This window comes from Actinocrispum sp. NPDC049592, assembly GCF_040675465.1.
Lineage (GTDB): Bacteria > Actinomycetota > Actinomycetes > Mycobacteriales > Pseudonocardiaceae > Kibdelosporangium.
In genome coordinates this window covers 44,007-62,174 of sequence record NZ_JBFAPA010000024.1, presented here as the reverse complement: position 1 = coordinate 62,174, position 18,168 = coordinate 44,007, and the positions used below count along the sequence as shown (strand labels likewise).

Below are 18,168 nucleotides of genomic sequence, written 5' to 3'. Positions count from 1 at the left end.
GAGCCGCGCTCACAGGCCTTCGACCTGAGTCGTGCGCACGGCCCGGAGCAGGTCCAGGCTTGAGCCGCGCCCGCGCCCCCGGGCCAGGCTTCTGCCCGTGCCCGTGCCCGTGCCCGTGCCCGTGCCTGTGCTCGGCTTGTGCCCGCGCCCGCGCCCGCGCCCGCGCCCGCGCCAGCCCGTGCCTGTGCCCGTGCTCGGCTTGTGCCCGCGCCCGCGCCAGCCCGTGCCTGGCTTGAGCCCGTGCCAGGGTCCGGCCCTTGAGGCCCGCGGCTCAGCCCAAGCCGTGCCCAGAGCCGGGCGCCGGGTGGGCACGCTGCGGCAGGGGTCCCCTTTTGGGTTTTGGGCCCCCCGGATTCCCAAACTAGTGGTGGGGGCGGACAACCCTGGGCTCTGTGGGGTGAGTTGTCCACAGGGGCGCAGGGTTGTCCACAGGGGTGTGGATTGGGTGTGGATGGGTGGGTGGGTGTGGTTGGAGCTAGTGGAGGATGCGCCAGAAGGTGCAGGTCCAGGGGGATGTTTCGTCTTGGAGGTCTAGGCGGGCGGTGTAGGCCTTGGTGGTGCGGGTTGGGCGGCTTGTTGTGGTGGTTGTGGATGTGTCGAGGCGGCCGCACAGCTCTATGGCTGTGGGTGATGGGCGGCAGGTGTGGAGGGTTGTGAGGGTGTGGCGGATGGTTGTTGGCGGGGTTGTTCGCAGGCGGGTCAGGGTTGCTTCGTACACGGTTTCGCTCAGGACTCCTCGGAGCTGGGTGATCGGGCGTCTGCCGTCCAGGACCTCCAGGATCTTGGTGACCAGGCCCCGGCAGTCGGGCTCCGCCGGGGCGACCGCGAGGTGCGGCACCGAAGGCAGGCACTGGTAGCGGTGGTACGCGCCGGAGTCGGCGACGGACAGCTCTGTGGACGGTTCATAGGCCGGCAGTGGCCGCAGGATCAATGACATGTGGTTCCTCCCCGCCGCGACGGAGAGCACCCACCCGTACCCCCGGACAAGGTTCGCCCGGGGGGATGACGGCATAAACCACCCGTAATCGCCCCGGATATCGCTCACTTGGAGCAGTGTGGGTCACAAAGCGCGTTTGTTTGTCACTTGGCCGGTTAATTGCCTGCTATTAACACCCGCTTCTATCCTGGGGGAGTCTGATCATCGAGCCCGGGGAGTCGCGATGCGAAGAAAATGGGTTGGGTTCGTGGCGGGGATTGTTTTCTTGATCGGACTGGCGCCGGCCGCGGCCGCCGTCCAGGACCTGCCGCCGCCGGGTTGTGATGCCTTCCGGGAACATATTCTCGCAGGTGAGCGCGTCTCGGTGTACTGCGACTACATGCATGACGCACGCTATCTATATCGCGTGGTCGCGCACTGCGCCGCAGGCAGTTCCTACTGGTACGACCTCGGTTTTTGGGTCGAACCCGGATTCGGTCCGTCCGTCGCGGAATGCCAGGGAGGTCTGCTGAACACGGCGCGAGTCGTCGGATATCACATAGACGAACGTTAATACGTTGATGAGTCGCGGCGGAGGTGCTCGAAACAGAGCACGGCCGCCGCGCTCGCCACATTCAGCGACTCGACTCCGCCGCGCATCGGAATCGACAACCAGGTATCCACCAGATCGCGGACCTCCGGGCTGTGCCCGGCGGTTTCACTGCCGAGCACAAATGCGGCCCGGCCGGGCAACGACGCCTCGAAAAGCGATGTGGGCGCGGACGCGTCCAACGCGAACAGGGGATACCCGGCGTCCCGGAGGAGCGACGCGGCCTCACCGGCTGTCGCGCACCGCAGCACCGGCGCGTGGAACGCCACCCCCGCGGACGCCTTCACCACCAGCGGGTCGATGCTCGCCACCCCACGCCGCGGCACCACGATCCCGCCCATCCCGGCGGCGGTCGCCGTCCGCAGGATCATGCCCACGTTCGCCGGCGTCGTGATCCCGTCCAGCAGCAACACCCCGCGCGGCGGACGCGGTCCCGACAACGCCTCCGACAGCAGCCGCATGCGTGGCGCGACTACGTCCGCCATCACGCCCTGGTCCTGTTTGCCGTTCCCGGCGAGCACCTTGACCCGCTGCGCGGTGGCCCGTTGGACCGGAACCCCGCGAGAAGATGCCGCGTCCAGGATCTCCCTGGCCGCCGGGCCACGCGCCGTGTCGGCCAGCACAACCTTGTCTACCTGCAGACTCTCGTCCCCGAGCGCCTCAAGAACGGGCTTGCGGCCGTAAACCGTGACGAACGTGTCCTTAGGCGATCCCACCTGGGAAGAATCGCATGTCAGCGATGTGTGAAACCATCGGGCCCATGCCGGATCGCCTGTCCGCGGTGGACGCGTCATTCATCTACCTGGAGGACCAGGCGACGCCGATGCATGTCGGCGGGGTCGCCGTGTTCCGGCGGCCCAGAGGCGGGTTCGACTACGACGAGCTGGTGGGCCTGATCGCCCAGCGGCTGGACATGATCCCGCGCTACCGGCAGAAGGTGCTCACCGTCCCCGGTCACCTGGCGCGGCCGGTGTGGGCGGACGACCCCGAGTTCGACCTCACGTACCACGTACGCCGCTCCGCGCTGCCCAGGCCAGGCAACGACGAGCAGCTGCACGAGCTGGTCGCGCGGCTGATGTCACGGCCGCTGGACCCGTCGCGGCCGTTGTGGGAGGCCTATCTGGTCGAGGGCCTGGCGCGGGGGCGGTTCGCGCTGGTCACCAAGACGCACTTAGCCCTGGTGGACGGGATCGGCACGATCGACATCGGCCAGATCATCCTGGACACCACCGCGCAGCTCAGCGAGAACGGCGAGGTCGCGTGGACGCCGCGCCGCGAGCCGACCCAGGCCAAGCTGGTCCTGGACGCCATCGGCGACGTCGTGCAGCGCCCCCGCGAACTGGTCGAGAACGCCAGGTCCGCCGCGGGCGACCTGTTCTCCAGCAGCCTCGTGCAGCGCTTGGCCGACACCGCGGGCGGTCTGATCAGCGCCATCGGCACCGCCGCCACGAGCGCCCCCAGCGGCCCACTGAACGTCCGGATCTCGCCCCAGCGGCGGTTCGCGGTCGCCCGGACCAGCCTCGAGGACTTCCGGATCCTGCGCAACGAGCACGGCTGCACGGTCAACGACGCCGTCCTGGCCACCCTGGCAGGCGCGCTGCGGACGTGGCTGATGTCCCGTGGGCAAACCGTCACCACGTCGACGACGTTGCGCGCGTTGGTGCCTTTAGCGGTGCGCGAGGACGAGTCGGACACGACAATCCCAGGCATGCTCGGCAACACGGTGACCGCCAAGCTGGTCGACCTCCCGGTCGGCGAGCCGAACGCGGTGGTGCGGTTGCACCAGGTCAGCCATGCCATGCGGGCGCACAACGACTCGGCCCGCAAGGTCGCCGCGAACGCGCTGCGCCGGATGAGCGGGTTCGCCCCGCCGACGCTGCACTCGCTGGGAGCGCGGGCCGCGGGCAGCTTCTCCCGGCGGATCTTCAACGTCGTGGTGACCAACGTGCCGGGCCCGCAGGTGCCGATGTACGCCGGTGGCGCCAAGATGATGGAGATGTTCCCGGTCGTCCCGCTGGTGCGCAACCAGGCGCTGGCGATCGGGGTGACCTCCTACGACGGCGGTGTCTACTTCGGACTCAACGGCGACCGGGACGCCATGTCCGATGTGGACGCGCTGGCCAGGATGGTCGAGGAGTCACTGGAAGAGCTGCTTTCGACGGTAAGGGTGTGAGTTTCGGTGCGGGTCTACATCCCTGGCACGGTCACGATGCTGCGCGAGCTCAACGAGGCCGGTGAGCTCAAGCCGTTGAACGGCACCGCCTTCGCGCTCACCCCGACGCTGCGCGAGATGTACACCAGCGGCACCGAGGAGGACCTGGAGTACGTGGCCATGGCCGACGCCGCCCGTGCTTCCCTGCGCCTGCTGGGCAACGACCCCGAGTCGATGCGCCGCCGGGTGGTCATCGCGGCCGATGTGGACAGTGCGAGCCCGCGCCCCGACCTGGACCACTCGGTCGTGCGGATCGCCGGAACCGTGGCGCTGAAGGACATCGCCGCGATCCACCTGGACGCCCCCGAGGCCGAGCAGGCCGTCGCGGCAGCGGTGCTCGTCGTCGACGCCGCGGACATGGGGGATGAGGACGCCGAGTTCGTCCTGGGTGACGTGGAGGACCACGACCTGGCCTGGTACGCCACCCAGGAGCTGCCCTTCCTACTGGAGCTGATGTAGTCATGGATGCCGCTTCGTCTGTGCCAGAACCAAGGAACGAGCCAGTCCGGTCCTACGCGCCCAACAGCCCCGAACGGGCGTCGCTGCGGGCCAGGATCGCCGAGCTGGAGGCCGACCGGGTCGAGTTCACCCAGACCATCGGCGGCACAAGGACAATGGCCGGCGGCGAGCGCGTCGACGTGGTCCAGCCACACGATCGCGCGCATGTCCTGGGAACCACCGCGCAGGCAACGCCGAACGACGTCGCCCAAGCCGTCCAGGCCGCCAAAGAAGCCGCGCCCGCCTGGCGCGAGCTGCCGTTCGACGAACGAGCCGCGGTTCTGTTGCGAGCGGCGGACCTGCTCGCCGGACCGTGGCGGGACACCCTCAACGCCGCCACGATGCTCGGCCAGTCGAAGACCGTGCAGCAGGCCGAGATCGACAGCGCGTGCGAGCTGATCGACTTCTGGCGCTTCAACGTGGCCTTCGCCCGCCGCCTGCTGGCCGAACAACCCGAGTCCGGCCCGGGCATCTGGAACCGGTTCGACCACCGTCCCCTCGACGGTTTCGTGGTCGCCATCACACCCTTCAACTTCACCGCGATCGCCGGGAACCTGCCCACCGCGCCCGCGTTGATGGGCAACACCGTCATCTGGAAGCCCTCGGTGACGCAGTCCCTGGCCGCGCACTACACGATGCAGTTGCTTGAGGCAGCGGGACTTCCGCCCGGTGTGATCAACCTGGTGACCGGCGACGGGCCCGCGGTGAGCGAGGTCGCGATGGCCGACCCGCACTTCGCGGGACTGCACTTCACCGGGTCTACCAAGACGTTCAAGTACCTCTGGCAGACCATGGCGTCGCATTTGGACACCTACCGGTCGTACCCGAGGATCGTCGGTGAGACCGGCGGCAAGGACTTCGTTGTCGCGCATGCTTCCGCTGATCCAGCGGCGGTGGCGACGGGGTTGGTGCGTGGGGCTTTTGAGTACCAGGGGCAGAAGTGTTCGGCTGCTTCGCGGGCATATGTTGCTCGTTCGCTGTGGGAAGGTGGGTTGCGGGATCGTCTGGTGGACACCGTGAAGTCGTTGTCCTACGGGGATGTCACGGACTTCTCGAACTTCGGCGGTGCGGTCATTGACAACCGTGCTTTTGCCAAGCACAGCAAGCTGTTTGAGCGGGTGCACGCTGAGGGGAAGCTGGAGGTGCTCGCCGGGGGGACGGCGGACGACAGCGTCGGATACTTCGTGCAGCCGACGATCCTGGTGGGGGATCCGGCGAACGAGGTGTTCAGCACCGAGTACTTCGGGCCGATCTTGGCGGTGCATGTCTTTGACGATGCCGACTACGCCAAGGTTCTTGAGGTTGTTGACTCCTCGACGCCCTATGGGCTGACCGGGGCGGTGTTCGCCACGGATCGGCATGCGATCCAGGAGGCGCAGCAGGCGCTCAGGTTCACGGCGGGCAATTTCTACGTGAACGACAAGCCGACGGGGGCGGTCGTGGGGCAGCAGCCTTTCGGGGGCAGTCGGGCGTCGGGGACGAACGACAAGGCGGGCTCGATCTTCAACCTGCAGCGGTGGATCAGTCCGCGTGCGATCAAGGAGACATTCGTTCCGCCTACGGACCACACCTATCCGCACATGGGGTCGTGACCGGCTTGCCGCGCGTGGGGTCGCTGGAGTGGGTTCGGTGGGGGTGGGGCCGCTGGAAGCGGGTCGGCGGAGTGGGTTCGCTCGTAGTGGTCTCGCCGGGCGATTTTGTGCGGGGACCCCTGCGGCGCACGGGCAGGAACTAAGGGGACAGGTCTGCGACCTGCCCCGCCGACGAGCTCATGTGCGCCGCCACCCCGCACAAAGTCGCCCGCCGAAACCACAGGGATTTGCCCTCCCCCATGGGAGCACCGGGTGGGTGCGGGGTGGAGGGTAGGTGTGGGCACCGCGTGTGTGGGGGGTTGATGGCAGCGAAAAGGCCCCGCTCGGGTGAGCGGGGCCTTTTTCAGTGGCTCTTCAAAAACGCAGTCCTGTGTGGACTACTTGGGCATTGTGGTGACCTCGGAGTCGGCCGGGGCCTTGATGTCCACCGGCTTGCCCCAGTCGGTGTACTTCGCGGTCATCTTGACCGACTGGCCCGCGGTCTTCATCTCGGTGACGATCTGCACCGGGAGGTTGTCGCTGTTGATCCACATCTCCAGCTGGGTCTTGCCGCCGCTCTGCTTGGCGGCCGCCTCGGCCTGCTTCTTCAGCTCGGGGTCCATGTTGGTGGCCTCGAGGGCCTTGAGGGTGTCGATGGTCATCCAGTAGTGGGTGACCTCGGCGCCGTCCAGCGTGGTCTTCTCCGACTTGTCGATGGTGCCCGCGTTCTTGAGCTGGTCCATCTGCTTGGAGATGTCGAAGCTGCCGCCCATCTGCTCGAGCATCGGGCCGAGCATCTTGGACAGCGGGTCGTCGCCGTCGGCGGTGAACTTGATCCACGGCTTGTCGGCCGGGATGCCCTGCGATCCGGCCAGGCTGGCCGGGATCTTCATGTAGAAGGCCTTGTCGACGATGACCATCTCCATGGCGCCCATGCCGGGGAGGTCCATCTTCATCTGCATGGCCACGTCGGTGCCGTTGACGCGGAACGCGCCATCGCCCTTCATGGCCTGGCCGGCAGCGGAGCCGTCGATGGAGAACTTGACGCTCTGCTTGTCCTTGCTCTTGCTGTTGACGGCGCCTGCCAGGTCCAGCGCGTTGCCGAAGACCTTCAGGCCACCCGGCTCACCCGCGGCCGTGGCGCCGCCCGTGGTGTCACCGCCCGCGGTCGGGGTGCCGGCGGTCTTGCTGCCGCAGCCCACCAAGGCGAGCGAGAGCGCGAGGCCCGCCGCGAGAAGTCCTGTCTTTCGCATTCTTAGTCCCACCCCAGCTAGTGCGGTTTCAGTGCTCGGACGCTATCAGCGCCCACTTGGACGCACCGGTTCGCCCGATGGTTGCGTCAGTCACGCGGTGAATCGTCCAACCCAGCGCGGGACGTTAGCAGCCGACGCAGTGATTCGAGACGCCCTTTTGTGGCCCCGCCGTCGGCTACGACGGTGTCCAGCATGCAGTCCGGGTCTTCCGGTGCACCCAGGTGCCCGCAGCCGGGTGGGCACTCCTCGGCGGCCTCCATGAACTCCGGGAAGGCGTTCACGATGTCATCCGGCGAGATGTGCGCCAGTCCGAACGAGCGGATACCGGGAGTGTCAATCACCCACCCGCCGCCGGGCAACGGCAACGCCACAGCGGTGACCGAAGTGTGACGGCCCTTGCCGACCCCGCTGACCACGCCGGTGCGCCGGTCGGCGTCCGGGACCAGCTTGTTGACCAGCGTGGACTTGCCCACGCCGGAGTGCCCGATCAGCGCGGAGACCTTGTCCGCGAGCAGTGCCCGCGCCTCGGCCGGGTCCTCGTCCTGACGGGTGACCACGACCGGCAGGTCGAGGTCCGCGTAGGCCGCGATCAGCTCGTCCGGGCTGGCGAGGTCGGACTTGGTGAGGCACAGAACCGGTTCCAGGCCACCGGCGTAGGCCGCGACCAGGGCCCGGTCGATGAAACCGGTGCGCGGCGGCGGATCGGCCAGCGCTGTCACGATCAGGAGCTGCTCGGCGTTGGCCACGACCACGCGTTCGTACGGATCGGTGTCGTCCGCGGTGCGGCGCAGCACACTGGTCCGATCAGCGACCCGCACGATCCGGGCCAGCGTGTCGGGCTTGCCGGTGGTGTCACCCACCAGGTCGACCATGTCGCCGATGACGACCGGGGTGCGGCCCAGTTCCCGGGCGCGCATGGCGACGACCAGCTGGTCCGCGTCACCGCCGAGCGCGCAGGTCCACCGGCCGCGGTCCTTGCCGATGACCATCGCGGCGGCGGCGTCGGCGTGCTCCGGCCGGCGTTTGGTGCGGGGCCTGGTGCCGCGACCTGGGCGAACCCGTACGTCCGCCTCATCGAGCTTGCTCCAGTCGCGGCGCCGGTCCCGCCCGCTCACGTCAGTTGCCCCCAAGCATGGTGGACCACATCCCGGGGAAGTCCGGGATCGTCTTGGACGTGCTGGCGATGTCGTCCACCTCGACGCCGGACACGACCAGGCCCAGAATCGCGCCCGCGGTGGCCATCCGGTGGTCGGCGTAGGCGCCCCACGGGCCACCGTGCAGCGCGCGAGGCCGGATGATCAGGCCGTCCTCGGTCTCCTCGACGTCCCCGCCCAGCGAGTTCAGCTCGGTGGCCAGCGCGGCCAGCCGGTCGGTCTCGTGCCCGCGCAGGTGCGCGATGCCGCGCAGCACCGACTGGCTCCCGGCCAGCGCGGCGACCGCGGCGATGGTCGGCGTCAGCTCGCCCACGTCGTGCAGGTCAACGTCCACACCGGACAGTGTGGCCGGTCCGGTGACGGTGAGCCCGTTGGCGTCCAGCGTGACCTCGCAGCCCATCTGGGCGAGGATGCCGCGGATGTCGTCGCCCGGCTGGGTGGTCTGCGCGGGCCAGCCGGTGACCGTGACGGTACCGCCGGTGACCGCCGCGGCCGCCAGGAACGGTGTCGCGTTGGACAGGTCGGGTTCGACGACCCAGTCGCGGCCGCGGATCGGCCCAGGCTGCACCCGCCAGGTGTTCGGCTCCGAGTCGTCCACTTCCACCCCTGCCGCGCGCAGCATCTGCACGGTCATCTCGATGTGCGGCATGGAGGGAACGGGTTTCCCGTCGTGCACAACGGTCAAACCCTTGTCGTAGCGGGGACCGGAGAGCAACAGGCCGGACACGAACTGCGACGAGGCGGAGGCGTCGATGGTCACCTCGCCGCCGGGCAGCGAGCCCTTTCCGTGCAGGGTGAACGGAAGGCGGTCGCCGGTGATGTCCGCGCCGAGGCCGCGCAACGCGTCCAGGATCGTCCCCATCGGACGCTCCCGGGCGTACTCGTCGCCGTCGAACCGGATCTCACCGGCCGCGATCGAGGCGGCGGGCGGGACGAACCGCATGACGGTCCCGGCGAGCCCGCAGTCGACGTCGGCCGGGCCGCGTAGCGTCGAAGGGGTGACCCGCCAGTCCTCGTCGATCCGCGTGCCCAGGGAACGCAGCGCCGCGGCCATCAGGTTCGTGTCGCGGCTGCGCAGCGGAGCGGACAGAGTGCTGGGACTGTCGGCCAGCGCGGCGAGGATGAGGGCGCGGTTGGTGATCGACTTCGAGCCAGGGATCGACACAGTCGCGTGCACCGGCGACCGCGTGACGGGAGCGAGCCATGCCTGAGTCATGTGTCGATGATCCCGCATGCACTCGCCAGGTCAGCGCGCACATGCCACGATCTGTACCGGAGGTGTCGTAACAGTGTGCGGAAGGTACGCGTCCACGAAGAACCCGGCCACGCTCGCGGCGGAGTTCGACGCCGAGGACGCGACGGAGGACGCGATCCCGGGCCCGGACTACAACGTCGCCCCGACCCGCAACGTGGTCGCCGTCGTGCAACGGCATCCGCGCGACGAGGACGGCGAGCAGGACATGTCCAGGACCGAACGGACCCTGCGGGTGATGCGCTGGGGCCTGGTCCCGGCCTGGGCCAAGGACGCCAGCGGCGCGGCGAAGATGATCAACGCGCGGTCGGAGAGCGCGGCGACCAAGCCCGCGTTCCGCACGTCGATGGCCTCTCGCCGGTGCATCCTCCCGGCCGACGGCTGGTTCGAGTGGCAGCGGGACGGCAAGGTGAAGCAGCCGTTCTTCACCACGCGCAAGGACGGCGCCAGCCTGGCCATGGCGGGCCTGTGGACGGTCTGGCGGGACAAGGAGAAGCCGGACAGCGAGCCGCTGATCTCCTGCGCGGTGCTGACCATGCCCTCGGTCGACCAGCTCACCGAGATCCACGACCGGATGCCGGTGCTGCTGCCGCCCTCGGTGTGGAACGACTGGCTCGACCCGGACCGCAAGGACGCGACCGAGCTGATCGTGCCGCCGTCCGAGGAGTTCCTGGCGGCCCTGGAACTGCGACCGGTGTCCACCGCGGTGAACAGCGTCCGCAACAACGGGCCGGAACTGCTGGAACGCGTCTCCGGACAGGACGAGTCCGCCCTGTTCGACCTGAACAAATGACCACCGCCTCGATCGACACGCCGCGCGGCCCGGCCCGCGCGGAGCTGCACTGCGCTCCGGAGGGCCGGGCGGCCTTGCTGCTGGGACACGGCGCCGGCGGTGGCATCGGCGCGCCTGACCTGGTCGCCGCCACGCGAGGGGCGACGGCCGCGGGCGTGCACGTGGCGTTGATCGAGCAGCCGTACCGGGTCGCCGGGCGGCGTGCTCCCGCGCCGGCGAACCAGCTCGACGAGGCCTGGCTGGCCGTGGTCGACGACCTGGCCGAGCGGTGGTTCCAGGACCTGCCGCTGGTGTTCGGCGGACGCTCGTCCGGCGCGCGGGTGGCGTGCCGGACCGCGGCCGACGGTGAGGCCGTTGCCGTGCTGTGCCTGGCTTTCCCGTTGCACCCGCCCGGAAGACCGGAGAAGACCCGGCTGCCCGAGTTGGACGGCGTGGACGTACCGGTTCTGGTGGTACAGGGGGAGAAGGACACCTTCGGGCGGCCGGAACCCGCGCACCACCGGGAGGTTGTGCTGCTCGCGGGTGACCACAGCCTGAAGGCGGACGCGCGAGGCGTGTCGAAGGCCGTGCAGGAATGGCTGGCCCGGGTGTTGCGGCCGCTGGACTAGAGCGTCGCGGTGAGCACGACTGTGTTGAACCCCATGGTGAAGCTGCCGCCGAGAGCGTCGATTGCCGTGCCGATAGCGGAGATCAGCTCTTCGAGGGTCTCCGGCTGGTAGGTGCCCGCGTCGCCGCCGGTGCGGGCCGCGTCGAGCCATTCGTCGCGGGTGTACTGCTTTTCCCACTCGAAGGTCAGCTGTTCGGCTGGGCCGAAGGCTTTCGTGGCGTCGATCGCCTCGGTTGTCTTGGCCATGAACGATCGGTAGGCGTCCACGAGCGAGATCGTCCACGGGTTGCGTGGGGCGTTGAGGACGCGGTCGTACACCTCGGCGAAGGCTTCGGCGAATTCCGGCGCGGGCTGGAAGGCGTTCCAGAACAGCGCGAGCCGCCCGCCCGGATTGATGACCGAGGCCGCCTTGGCCGCGCCCGCTGCGGGTTCGACCCAATGCCAGGTCTGACCGGCGACAACGGCGTCGAATGTGCGCCCGGCCGGGTCCCATTCCTCGAATTTCGCCACCTCGACCGGCACGCCGGATTCCCGGGCGAACGCCGCCATTCGTTCGTCGACATCGACGCCGAGAACCTCGCATCCGGCGGCCTGGAACTGCCGGGCGACGATTCCCGTGCCGCAGCCGACGTCCAGCACCGATTTCCCGGGCAGGCCGGCCAGGAGGGCGTTCACCATCGCGTCCGGGTAGCGGGGCCGCGCCCGGTCGTAGCGGGCCGCGTCCACGCCGAACGACTCCGCCATCTGCCGCTGCTGATGGGGTTGAGACGGTAAAATGGGCATGTGCCCACCCTAGTGGGCAAGCGCCCACTTCGACAAGGAGTCCCTGCGTGCCGACCGGAGTCGCGCTGCGTGCGGTGAAGGAACAGCTGTTCAAGGCCGCCGACCGGGTACTGCTGCGGGACGGGCCGAGCGGGCTCACCAGCCGCGCCGTGACGACCGAGGCCGGGGTCGCCAAGGGCGTCCTGCACCGGCACTTCGAGGACTTCGACGCGTTCCTGGCCGAGTTCGTGCTCGACCGGGTGGACAAGATGGACGCCCAGGCCGAGGCCCTGAACGACGCCGCCGGGACCGGCACGGTCGTGGACAACCTGACCGACGCGCTGACGGCGTTGTTCGGGTCGGTGGCGGTCGCGATCGTCGCCCTGGTGACGTTCCGGGACGAGCTGCGGGCGCGCCTGCGAGACGCCTGGCCCGCGGGCGTTCCGGTGCTCACGGACGCGATCACCATGATCGGCGAGTACCTCACCGCCGAACGCGAGCTGGGCCGGCTGGACAGCCAGGCCCACGTCGACTACCTCTCGGCCGCCCTGATCGGCACCGCGCACCTGCTGTTCGCCGACCGCACGGGCCCGAAGCCGGACGTCGAGGCGGTCCGCGCGATGGTCGCGAACGTGCTGGCTAGGTAGCCGCGATCGGCGCGACCACCGCTGAGGTCAGTTTGACCAGGTCAGCGGGGGCGAGCTCGACCTCCAGGCCACGGCGTCCGGCGGAGCAGAACATCGTCTCGAAGCCCTCGGCGGACGAGTCCAGCACGGTGGGCAAGCGTTTGCGCTGCCCCAGTGGCGAGATCCCGCCGGCGACGTACCCGGTGGCGCGCTCAGCGGCCGCCACGTCGGCCATCCGCGCCTTCTTGCCGCCCACCGCGGCCGCCAGTGCCTTGAGGTCCAGCTGGGCCGTCACGGGCACGATCCCGACCGTCAGGCTGCCGTCCACTTCGGCCAGCAGCGTCTTGAACACCCTGGCCGGGTCCAGGTTCAGCGCCTCGGCCGCTTCGAGCCCGTACGAGGCGTGCCGGGGGTCGTGGTCGTACGCGTGCAACGTGTGGGGGACGCGTTGCTTGGTCAGCAGTGCCGTGCCCGGAGTGCCCTTACCCGCCATGTGTCGGAGCTTACGGGCGGGAATTCCGGGCCTTACAAGGGTGTTTGAACGGACGTGCTGACCGAGCAGATCAACAGGCCGAGGGTCGTCCGGGCGACCAGCCGGCCGATTTCACCCCGCGTATCCTCTAAGGGATCGCGAGCGACCGGACCCAAGATCGCCGGTCGGTGGGAAGGGAGTGCGGTGCCGGGCACCGAAACTCAGGTGAGCAAACAACCGGAGAGCGCCCAGGAGCTGGCCGCCCGTTTCGAGCGGGACGCCATGCCCCTGCTGGACCAGCTGTACTCGGCCGCGTTGCGGATGACCCGCAACCCCGCGGACGCCGAGGACCTGGTCCAGGAGACGTTCCTGAAGGCGTACGGCGCGTTCGCGTCGTTCTCCGAGGGCACGAACCTCAAGGCGTGGCTCTACCGGATCCTCACCAACACCTATATCAACGGCTACCGCAAGCGGCAGCGTCAGCCCCTGCAGCAGCCGACCGAGGAGATCACGGACTGGCAGCTCGCCCAGGCCGAGTCGCACACGTCGAGCGGGTTGCGGTCGGCCGAGGTCGAGGCCATGGACCGGCTGCCGGACGACGACGTCAAGCAGGCGCTGCAGCGGCTCCCGGAGGAGTTCCGGCTGGCGGTGTACCTCGCCGACGTCGAGGGATTCGCTTACAAGGAGATCGCCGAGATCATGGGAACCCCGATCGGGACGGTGATGTCCAGGCTGCACCGCGGGCGCCGTCAGCTCCGCGACATGCTGGCCGACGTCGCCAAGGAGCGGGGTTTCATCCGGTCCGGCGCAGCGGAGGTGGCGGGGTCATGAGCTGCGGAGACCACCACGACACGGACTGCTCCGAAGTCCTCAACGAGGTGTGGCTGTTCCTGGACGGCGAGTGCAACCAGGAGCGCAAGGCGCTGCTCCAGCAGCATCTCGACGAGTGCAGCCCCTGCCTGCAGGAGTACGGCCTCGACGAGCACCTGAAGGCGCTGCTGCACAAGAAGTGCGGCGGTGAGCACGCCTCGGCCGAGTTCAAAGAACGGCTGCGGGCGTCCATCCGGCAGACCGTGATCAGCCAGGGCGGCGTCACCGTCGAGGTGACCGAGACCCGCGTGGAGACCCAGTCGTAGAAAGCGGAAGGCCCCGGAATCCCGGGGCCTTCGTCGTGATCAGGTGTTCGGGCGCTTGCCGTGGTTGGGGCCGCGCTTCTTACGGTCGCGACGCTTGCGGGCGCGCTTCGACATGCGAGTCTCCTACTACAAAAGTTACCGGTCGATCCATTGTGACAGGTGTGCGCGGGACGCTTTGACCGTGGTTGGATTGCCGCGGGACTTCACGGGAAGGGGCCGCGGCAATGGCCGAGAAGATCGAAGCCGAGATGGTCGCCAACGTGCTCAAGGTGGTCGCGCACGAGGGCCAGCAGCTCGCCGAGGGGGACACGGTGGTGCTGCTCGAGTCGATGAAGATGGAGATCCCGGTGATCACCGAGTCGGCGGGCAAGCTGACCAGGATCGCCGTCAAAGAGGGCGATGTCGTGCAGGAACACGACCTCATCGCTGTTATTGATTAGCACCGGATAGGACGGCTCGAACAACACGGTGACTACTCTCGCCGACCTGCTCGCCGAGCACACCGGGCTGCCCGGTGGCGCGGTCGACCACTTGCAGAAGGTGGTCGCGGAGTGGCAGCTGCTGTCCGACCTGTCCTTCGCCGACTTCCTGATGTGGGTGCCGTACGTCCCGGACGCCGGGCACGACGAGGGCGAGTTCCTCTGCGTCGCGCACGCCCGGCCGACGACGGCGCCGACCGCGCACCCCGAGGACGTGGTCGGCACGTTCATCAAGGCCACCGACCACCCGCAGCTCAAGCGCGCGGTGCTGGAGCGGCGGATCTGCCGCGAGGAGGACCCGCACTGGTACCTGGGCGTGCCGGTGCGCCGCGAGACGATCCCGGTGGTCTACGACGGTTCGGTGATCGGGGTGCTGTCCCGGGAGACCAACCTGGCCGTGCCGCGGGTGCCGAGCCCGCTGGAGATCGCCTACCTGGGCAGCGCGGGCGACCTGTGTCAGATGGTCGCGGACGGCACGTTCCCGAGCATGGAACCGTCCGCCGACGTGCACACCAGCCCCCGGGTGGGCGACGGGTTGATCCGGCTGGACGCGAACGGTGCGGTCATCTTCGCGTCGCCGAACGCCCTGTCGGCCTACCACCGGATGGGGCACGCGGCCGACCTCGTGGGTGTCCGGCTGGCCCCGCTGACCCGTTCGCTGATAGCCGATCCTTTTGACGCCACCGAAGTCGCGCAACGCATATTGGCCGCGATCGACGGCCAGCCATCCATGCGGACCGAGGCCGAGTCCCGGCGCGGGGCGGTGGTGTTGTTCCGGGCCCTGCCGTTGCGGCCGATGGACACCCCAGCGGGTGCTTTGGTGCTGGTCAGGGACGTCACGGAGGTCAAACGGCGGGACCGGGCGCTGCTGTCCAAGGACGCCACCATCCGCGAGATCCACCATCGGGTGAAGAACAACCTCCAGACGGTCGCGGCGCTGCTGCGTTTGCAGTCCCGGCGGAGCAACAGCCCCGAGGCGAAGGCCGCTCTGGCCGAGTCGGTCCGCCGGGTGGCGGCGATCGCTATGGTGCACGAGACGTTGTCTGTGTCCGTCGATGAGCGCGTTGACCTGGACAAACTGCTGGACAAGGTGATCCCGGTGGTCGGCGACGTGGCGGTGGCCGAGTCGCACGTGAAGGTTCGGCGGAGTGGGCAGTTCGGGATTGTGTCCGCCGAGCTGGCCACGCCGTTGGTGATGGTTTTGACGGAGTTGGCGCAGAACGCGATCGAGCACGCTTATCCGGCGGGGCAGTCCGGCGAGGTCACGCTGTCGGCCGAGCGGTCGGCGCGGTGGCTGGACATCGTGATTTCCGACGACGGGAAGGGCTTGCCGCGCGGGTTCTCGCTGGAGCGGACCGATGGGCTGGGGCTGCAGATCGTGCGGACTCTCGTGGAGTCGGAGCTGCGGGGGTCTCTGTCGCTGCGGAGGCGGCAGCCTCGGGGTACGGAGGCTGTGCTCAGGGTGCCTCTCTCGCATCGCCGCTGAGTTCGCTGGAGAGCTCATGCCCTCACTCGCCGCACAACCCTCGGCTTGGGCCACTTGGACCGGGCCTGTGAATGTTTATGTGTGAATGAATGGGTCTTGAAAATGCCTGAAGCCCGGTACCTGGGATCGGTACCGGGCTTCAGGTGCTTTTGGTATTCGCGGTATTCGCAGAAGCCTCAGGCGTTGCTGCGCGCCCGGGTGCGAGCGTTGCGCCGCTTCAGGGCACGTCGCTCGTCCTCGCTCATTCCGCCCCATACGCCAGCGTCCTGGCCGCTTTCGAGGGCCCAGGACAGGCAAGAGGAGGTGACGGGGCAGCGGTGGCAAACGCCCTTCGCCTCGGCTATCTGCAGCAGCGCAGGACCACTGTTTCCAACCGGGAAGAACAGCTCGGGGTCCTCGTCACGGCAGGCCGCGCGGTGGCGCCAGTCCATCTTTCCTAGCTCCTTGCCAGGCGCGCTTCGGCGCGCCAGTCGTCGTCATTCGGTCGTTCGGGGTGCTTGTGAATGCTTTCACGAACCAGCCGGATGTCAAGGGGTCTTCTGCAACCCGGTGAGTGAACTCACCCGAAAGATCGACGTCGGCGCGTATCTGGCGACCGTGCGCGACCTCAGGTCGCCCGGTCGTGCTCTCAAGGTCCCGGCAGTGGCTACAGCGCCACTCTCAGGGCTTTCGGAACCGACGTGAACTCGACGTTCGTGCGTTCCCCGACCAGGTCACCATCCACCTGGAGCCGCACCGGCTCCTCCGCCGTGACACGTATCGATTCGACATCGTCGCGGCGCAACAGCTTCCGGCCGTGCTGGTTTCCCCGCTTGGACACGGCCTGGCGCAGGGCCCGGGCGACGGTCGGGAACCGCAGGGTGCTCAGCGAGTACAGCCCCAAACCGCCATCGAAAGTACACCCGGCGTTCAGATGCACCGGACGGTCGCCCAGGTAGGACCAGGGATCGGTGTTCGACACGAACGCCATCCGCATGCCCTGGTGCGGCTGCTCTCCCGGCAGTTCGATCTGAAGTTGTGGCTGGCCGTGCGCGGGCCGCAGATACGTGGCCATGGCGATCCGGGCGTACAGCCACGGGCTGGTCTGCTTGCCGCGCTTGCGGTCGACCCCGGCCACCACGTCCGCGTCCCAGCCCACGCCGGCGTTGAACGTGAAGTACCTGGAATCTGTTCCCCAGGAGGCGCGGCCCAAACCCACCGTGCGGCTGCGGCCCTCCTCGATGGCGGTCAGCAGCACCCCGGTGGCCTCCACGGGGTCGCGCGGCAGGCCGAGAGCACGCGCGAAGACGTTCGCCGAACCGCCGGGCACGACGCCGAGCATCGGCGCGTTCCGGCTGGTCAGCAGGCCATTGACGACCTCGTTGACGGTGCCGTCGCCACCGTGCGCCACCACCAGGTCGACGCCCTCCTCGGCGGCCTTCGCCGCCGCGGCCATCGCGTGACCCCGGTAGTCGGTCTCGATGACGTCCAGCTTCACCTCGCTGGCCAGCGCGTGCGCAAGCACGTCACGGCCGGCCGGCGTGGTCGCCGTCGCCTGAGGGTTCACCACCAGCACTGCTCGCATTACCGCAGCGTAAAACAGTGCGTAGACACCTTCGTCCAGCACGGGTATCGATCGAGGGGCATGGGGTAACCCATCCGAGTCAGGTCATGCCTGCCTGTGATCGGACTCCCTTCGTCCTGACACCGGTTCCCGCTGTCGTGACGAGTGCACCCGGAACGACCAAATCCCGCTCGTGACGACTGGTACAGATCATCGCTTGCCGAGCGGCCAGATGGGACCGTCCGTATGGGTGGCATACCATCGGGTACCACGTACCCAACGTCACAATCCCGTTGCTACCAGGAAGTTCTCCGTGACCACGAACACATCCGTGCCCGGCACGGTCAAGGCCGCGGGCGTGCTCGTGGGCCTGGAGGGACTCGCCGGCCTCTCGTTCGCCGCGATCCTGCTCATCGCCGGCAGCTCCGGGCCGGGCCGCAACATCTACGCCGAGGCCGGCTACTTCACGGTGATCTTCGGCGGGGTGCTCGCCTGCGGGATCGGCCTGCTGCTCGGCAAGCGCTGGGCGCGCGGGCCGGCGATCGCGATGCAGATCCTGTTGCTCGGCGTGGCCTACTACGCGATCGGGCCGTCCAGCCAGCCACTTCTGGGTGGGCCGGTGGCCGTCGCGGGCGCGGTGGTTCTGGTGCTGTTGTTGCGTGCGCCTTCGCGCGCATGGGCGGACGGTGTCACTGGAGAAGACGCGAAGTAGCACAAAACCGACTTTCGACGGGTTCTCCAGAACGGTCACCCGGGTAACGCTATGTGCGTTCCTGATTCCACCCTGCAAGCGGCTTC

Annotated in this window: 21 protein-coding genes; 12 read left to right on the top strand and 9 right to left on the bottom strand. The window is 68.5% G+C overall.

Annotation, left to right across the window (positions count from 1 at the left end; all coding sequences use genetic code 11):
* Positions 1-475: 475 nt before the first annotated feature.
* Positions 476-937 (bottom strand): Rv3235 family protein, encoded by a 462-nt coding sequence (locus AB0J95_RS44050; protein ID WP_364771657.1) that lies wholly within the window; start codon positions 935-937, stop codon positions 476-478.
* Between the two features lie 223 nt (positions 938-1,160).
* Between AB0J95_RS44050 and AB0J95_RS44045 the strand changes: the two genes are divergently transcribed.
* A complete protein-coding gene (locus tag AB0J95_RS44045) occupies positions 1,161-1,490 on the top strand; it encodes a hypothetical protein (RefSeq protein WP_364771655.1) in 330 nt (109 codons plus the stop codon).
* On the opposite strand, the gene AB0J95_RS44040 is transcribed toward AB0J95_RS44045, so the two are convergent.
* Complete coding sequence (locus AB0J95_RS44040; RefSeq protein ID WP_364771653.1) at positions 1,487-2,242, bottom strand: RNA methyltransferase; 756 nt, start codon at positions 2,240-2,242, stop codon at positions 1,487-1,489. The two genes, AB0J95_RS44045 and AB0J95_RS44040, sit on opposite strands and share 4 nt — an antisense overlap.
* A gap of 44 nt (positions 2,243-2,286) precedes the next feature.
* On the opposite strand from AB0J95_RS44040, the gene AB0J95_RS44035 reads away from it, so the two are divergent.
* Genes AB0J95_RS44035 through pruA form a run of 3 tightly spaced genes read left to right on the top strand, consistent with a single transcriptional unit; the run spans position 2,287 to position 5,828 of the window.
* Positions 2,287-3,699 (top strand): wax ester/triacylglycerol synthase family O-acyltransferase, encoded by a 1,413-nt coding sequence (locus AB0J95_RS44035; RefSeq protein ID WP_364771651.1) that lies wholly within the window; start codon positions 2,287-2,289, stop codon positions 3,697-3,699.
* Positions 3,700-3,705: 6 nt separating this feature from the next.
* Positions 3,706-4,197, top strand: coding sequence for a hypothetical protein (locus tag AB0J95_RS44030; protein ID WP_364771649.1), 492 nt, complete (start codon positions 3,706-3,708; stop codon positions 4,195-4,197).
* 2 nt (positions 4,198-4,199) lie between these two features.
* Entirely contained in the window at positions 4,200-5,828 is a 1,629-nt protein-coding gene (gene pruA, locus AB0J95_RS44025; RefSeq protein ID WP_364771647.1) for an L-glutamate gamma-semialdehyde dehydrogenase, read from the top strand.
* A gap of 377 nt (positions 5,829-6,205) precedes the next feature.
* Here pruA and AB0J95_RS44020 read toward each other — a convergent pair whose 3' ends face one another.
* The 3 genes from AB0J95_RS44020 to aroA form a co-directional block, all read right to left on the bottom strand.
* Positions 6,206-7,060 (bottom strand): hypothetical protein, encoded by an 855-nt coding sequence (locus tag AB0J95_RS44020; protein ID WP_364771645.1) that lies wholly within the window; start codon positions 7,058-7,060, stop codon positions 6,206-6,208.
* Between the two features lie 86 nt (positions 7,061-7,146).
* Positions 7,147-8,175, bottom strand: a complete 1,029-nt coding sequence (gene rsgA / locus AB0J95_RS44015; protein WP_364771643.1) for a ribosome small subunit-dependent GTPase A — start codon at positions 8,173-8,175, stop codon at positions 7,147-7,149.
* Between the two features lies 1 nt (position 8,176).
* Positions 8,177-9,430: a 3-phosphoshikimate 1-carboxyvinyltransferase gene (aroA, locus tag AB0J95_RS44010; protein ID WP_364771641.1), complete on the bottom strand. Its 1,254-nt coding sequence runs from the start codon at positions 9,428-9,430 to the stop codon at positions 8,177-8,179.
* Positions 9,431-9,503: 73 nt separating this feature from the next.
* Between aroA and AB0J95_RS44005 the strand changes: the two genes are divergently transcribed.
* Positions 9,504-10,259 carry an SOS response-associated peptidase gene (locus tag AB0J95_RS44005; protein WP_364771639.1) on the top strand — a complete coding sequence of 252 codons (756 nt, stop codon included), beginning with the start codon at positions 9,504-9,506 and terminating at the stop codon, positions 10,257-10,259.
* Complete coding sequence (locus AB0J95_RS44000) at positions 10,256-10,867, top strand: alpha/beta family hydrolase (RefSeq protein ID WP_364771637.1); 612 nt, start codon at positions 10,256-10,258, stop codon at positions 10,865-10,867. The genes AB0J95_RS44005 and AB0J95_RS44000 overlap by 4 nt, the downstream gene beginning before the upstream one ends.
* On the opposite strand, the gene AB0J95_RS43995 is transcribed toward AB0J95_RS44000, so the two are convergent.
* A complete protein-coding gene (locus AB0J95_RS43995) occupies positions 10,864-11,649 on the bottom strand; it encodes a class I SAM-dependent methyltransferase (protein ID WP_364771635.1) in 786 nt (261 codons plus the stop codon). The two genes, AB0J95_RS44000 and AB0J95_RS43995, sit on opposite strands and share 4 nt — an antisense overlap.
* A 47-nt stretch (positions 11,650-11,696) precedes the next feature.
* On the opposite strand from AB0J95_RS43995, the gene AB0J95_RS43990 reads away from it, so the two are divergent.
* The gene (locus AB0J95_RS43990; RefSeq protein WP_364771633.1) at positions 11,697-12,275 is read left to right on the top strand and encodes a TetR/AcrR family transcriptional regulator; all 579 of its coding nucleotides are present in this window, start codon (positions 11,697-11,699) and stop codon (positions 12,273-12,275) included.
* Here AB0J95_RS43990 and ybaK read toward each other — a convergent pair.
* Positions 12,268-12,747, bottom strand: a complete 480-nt coding sequence (gene ybaK / locus AB0J95_RS43985) for a Cys-tRNA(Pro) deacylase (RefSeq protein ID WP_364771631.1) — start codon at positions 12,745-12,747, stop codon at positions 12,268-12,270. The two genes, AB0J95_RS43990 and ybaK, sit on opposite strands and share 8 nt — an antisense overlap.
* A 183-nt stretch (positions 12,748-12,930) precedes the next feature.
* Between ybaK and AB0J95_RS43980 the strand changes: the two genes are divergently transcribed.
* The 4 genes from AB0J95_RS43980 (at position 12,931) to AB0J95_RS43965 (ending at position 15,827) form a co-directional block, all read left to right on the top strand.
* Positions 12,931-13,557: a sigma-70 family RNA polymerase sigma factor gene (locus AB0J95_RS43980; RefSeq protein WP_364771629.1), complete on the top strand. Its 627-nt coding sequence runs from the start codon at positions 12,931-12,933 to the stop codon at positions 13,555-13,557.
* The gene (rsrA, locus tag AB0J95_RS43975; RefSeq protein ID WP_364771627.1) at positions 13,554-13,862 is read left to right on the top strand and encodes a mycothiol system anti-sigma-R factor; all 309 of its coding nucleotides are present in this window, start codon (positions 13,554-13,556) and stop codon (positions 13,860-13,862) included. The genes AB0J95_RS43980 and rsrA overlap by 4 nt, the downstream gene beginning before the upstream one ends.
* Positions 13,863-14,086: 224 nt before the next feature.
* Complete coding sequence (locus tag AB0J95_RS43970) at positions 14,087-14,302, top strand: biotin/lipoyl-binding carrier protein (RefSeq protein WP_364771625.1); 216 nt, start codon at positions 14,087-14,089, stop codon at positions 14,300-14,302.
* A 28-nt stretch (positions 14,303-14,330) separates the two neighbouring features.
* Positions 14,331-15,827: a histidine kinase N-terminal domain-containing protein gene (locus AB0J95_RS43965; RefSeq protein ID WP_364771623.1), complete on the top strand. Its 1,497-nt coding sequence runs from the start codon at positions 14,331-14,333 to the stop codon at positions 15,825-15,827.
* A gap of 176 nt (positions 15,828-16,003) precedes the next feature.
* On the opposite strand, the gene AB0J95_RS43960 is transcribed toward AB0J95_RS43965, so the two are convergent.
* Positions 16,004-16,258, bottom strand: a complete 255-nt coding sequence (locus AB0J95_RS43960; RefSeq protein WP_209638664.1) for a WhiB family transcriptional regulator — start codon at positions 16,256-16,258, stop codon at positions 16,004-16,006.
* Between the two features lie 215 nt (positions 16,259-16,473).
* Positions 16,474-17,391, bottom strand: coding sequence for a diacylglycerol kinase family protein (locus tag AB0J95_RS43955; protein ID WP_364771621.1), 918 nt, complete (start codon positions 17,389-17,391; stop codon positions 16,474-16,476).
* A gap of 292 nt (positions 17,392-17,683) precedes the next feature.
* On the opposite strand from AB0J95_RS43955, the gene AB0J95_RS43950 reads away from it, so the two are divergent.
* Positions 17,684-18,082: a hypothetical protein gene (locus tag AB0J95_RS43950; protein WP_364771619.1), complete on the top strand. Its 399-nt coding sequence runs from the start codon at positions 17,684-17,686 to the stop codon at positions 18,080-18,082.
* Positions 18,083-18,168 lie beyond the last annotated feature (86 nt).

Coding starts and splice junctions, on each gene's coding strand:
- AB0J95_RS44050 (WP_364771657.1), bottom strand. CDS start 937: ATGTCATTGATCCTGCGGCCACTGCCGGCCTATGAACCGTCCACAGAG.
- AB0J95_RS44045 (WP_364771655.1), top strand. CDS start 1,161: ATGCGAAGAAAATGGGTTGGGTTCGTGGCGGGGATTGTTTTCTTGATC.
- AB0J95_RS44035 (WP_364771651.1), top strand. CDS start 2,287: ATGCCGGATCGCCTGTCCGCGGTGGACGCGTCATTCATCTACCTGGAG.
- pruA (WP_364771647.1), top strand. CDS start 4,200: ATGGATGCCGCTTCGTCTGTGCCAGAACCAAGGAACGAGCCAGTCCGG.
- AB0J95_RS44020 (WP_364771645.1), bottom strand. CDS start 7,060: ATGCGAAAGACAGGACTTCTCGCGGCGGGCCTCGCGCTCTCGCTCGCC.
- aroA (WP_364771641.1), bottom strand. CDS start 9,430: ATGACTCAGGCATGGCTCGCTCCCGTCACGCGGTCGCCGGTGCACGCG.
- AB0J95_RS44000 (WP_364771637.1), top strand. CDS start 10,256: ATGACCACCGCCTCGATCGACACGCCGCGCGGCCCGGCCCGCGCGGAG.
- AB0J95_RS43995 (WP_364771635.1), bottom strand. CDS start 11,649: ATGCCCATTTTACCGTCTCAACCCCATCAGCAGCGGCAGATGGCGGAG.
- ybaK (WP_364771631.1), bottom strand. CDS start 12,747: ATGGCGGGTAAGGGCACTCCGGGCACGGCACTGCTGACCAAGCAACGC.
- rsrA (WP_364771627.1), top strand. CDS start 13,554: ATGAGCTGCGGAGACCACCACGACACGGACTGCTCCGAAGTCCTCAAC.
- AB0J95_RS43970 (WP_364771625.1), top strand. CDS start 14,087: ATGGCCGAGAAGATCGAAGCCGAGATGGTCGCCAACGTGCTCAAGGTG.
- AB0J95_RS43960 (WP_209638664.1), bottom strand. CDS start 16,258: ATGGACTGGCGCCACCGCGCGGCCTGCCGTGACGAGGACCCCGAGCTG.
- AB0J95_RS43955 (WP_364771621.1), bottom strand. CDS start 17,391: ATGCGAGCAGTGCTGGTGGTGAACCCTCAGGCGACGGCGACCACGCCG.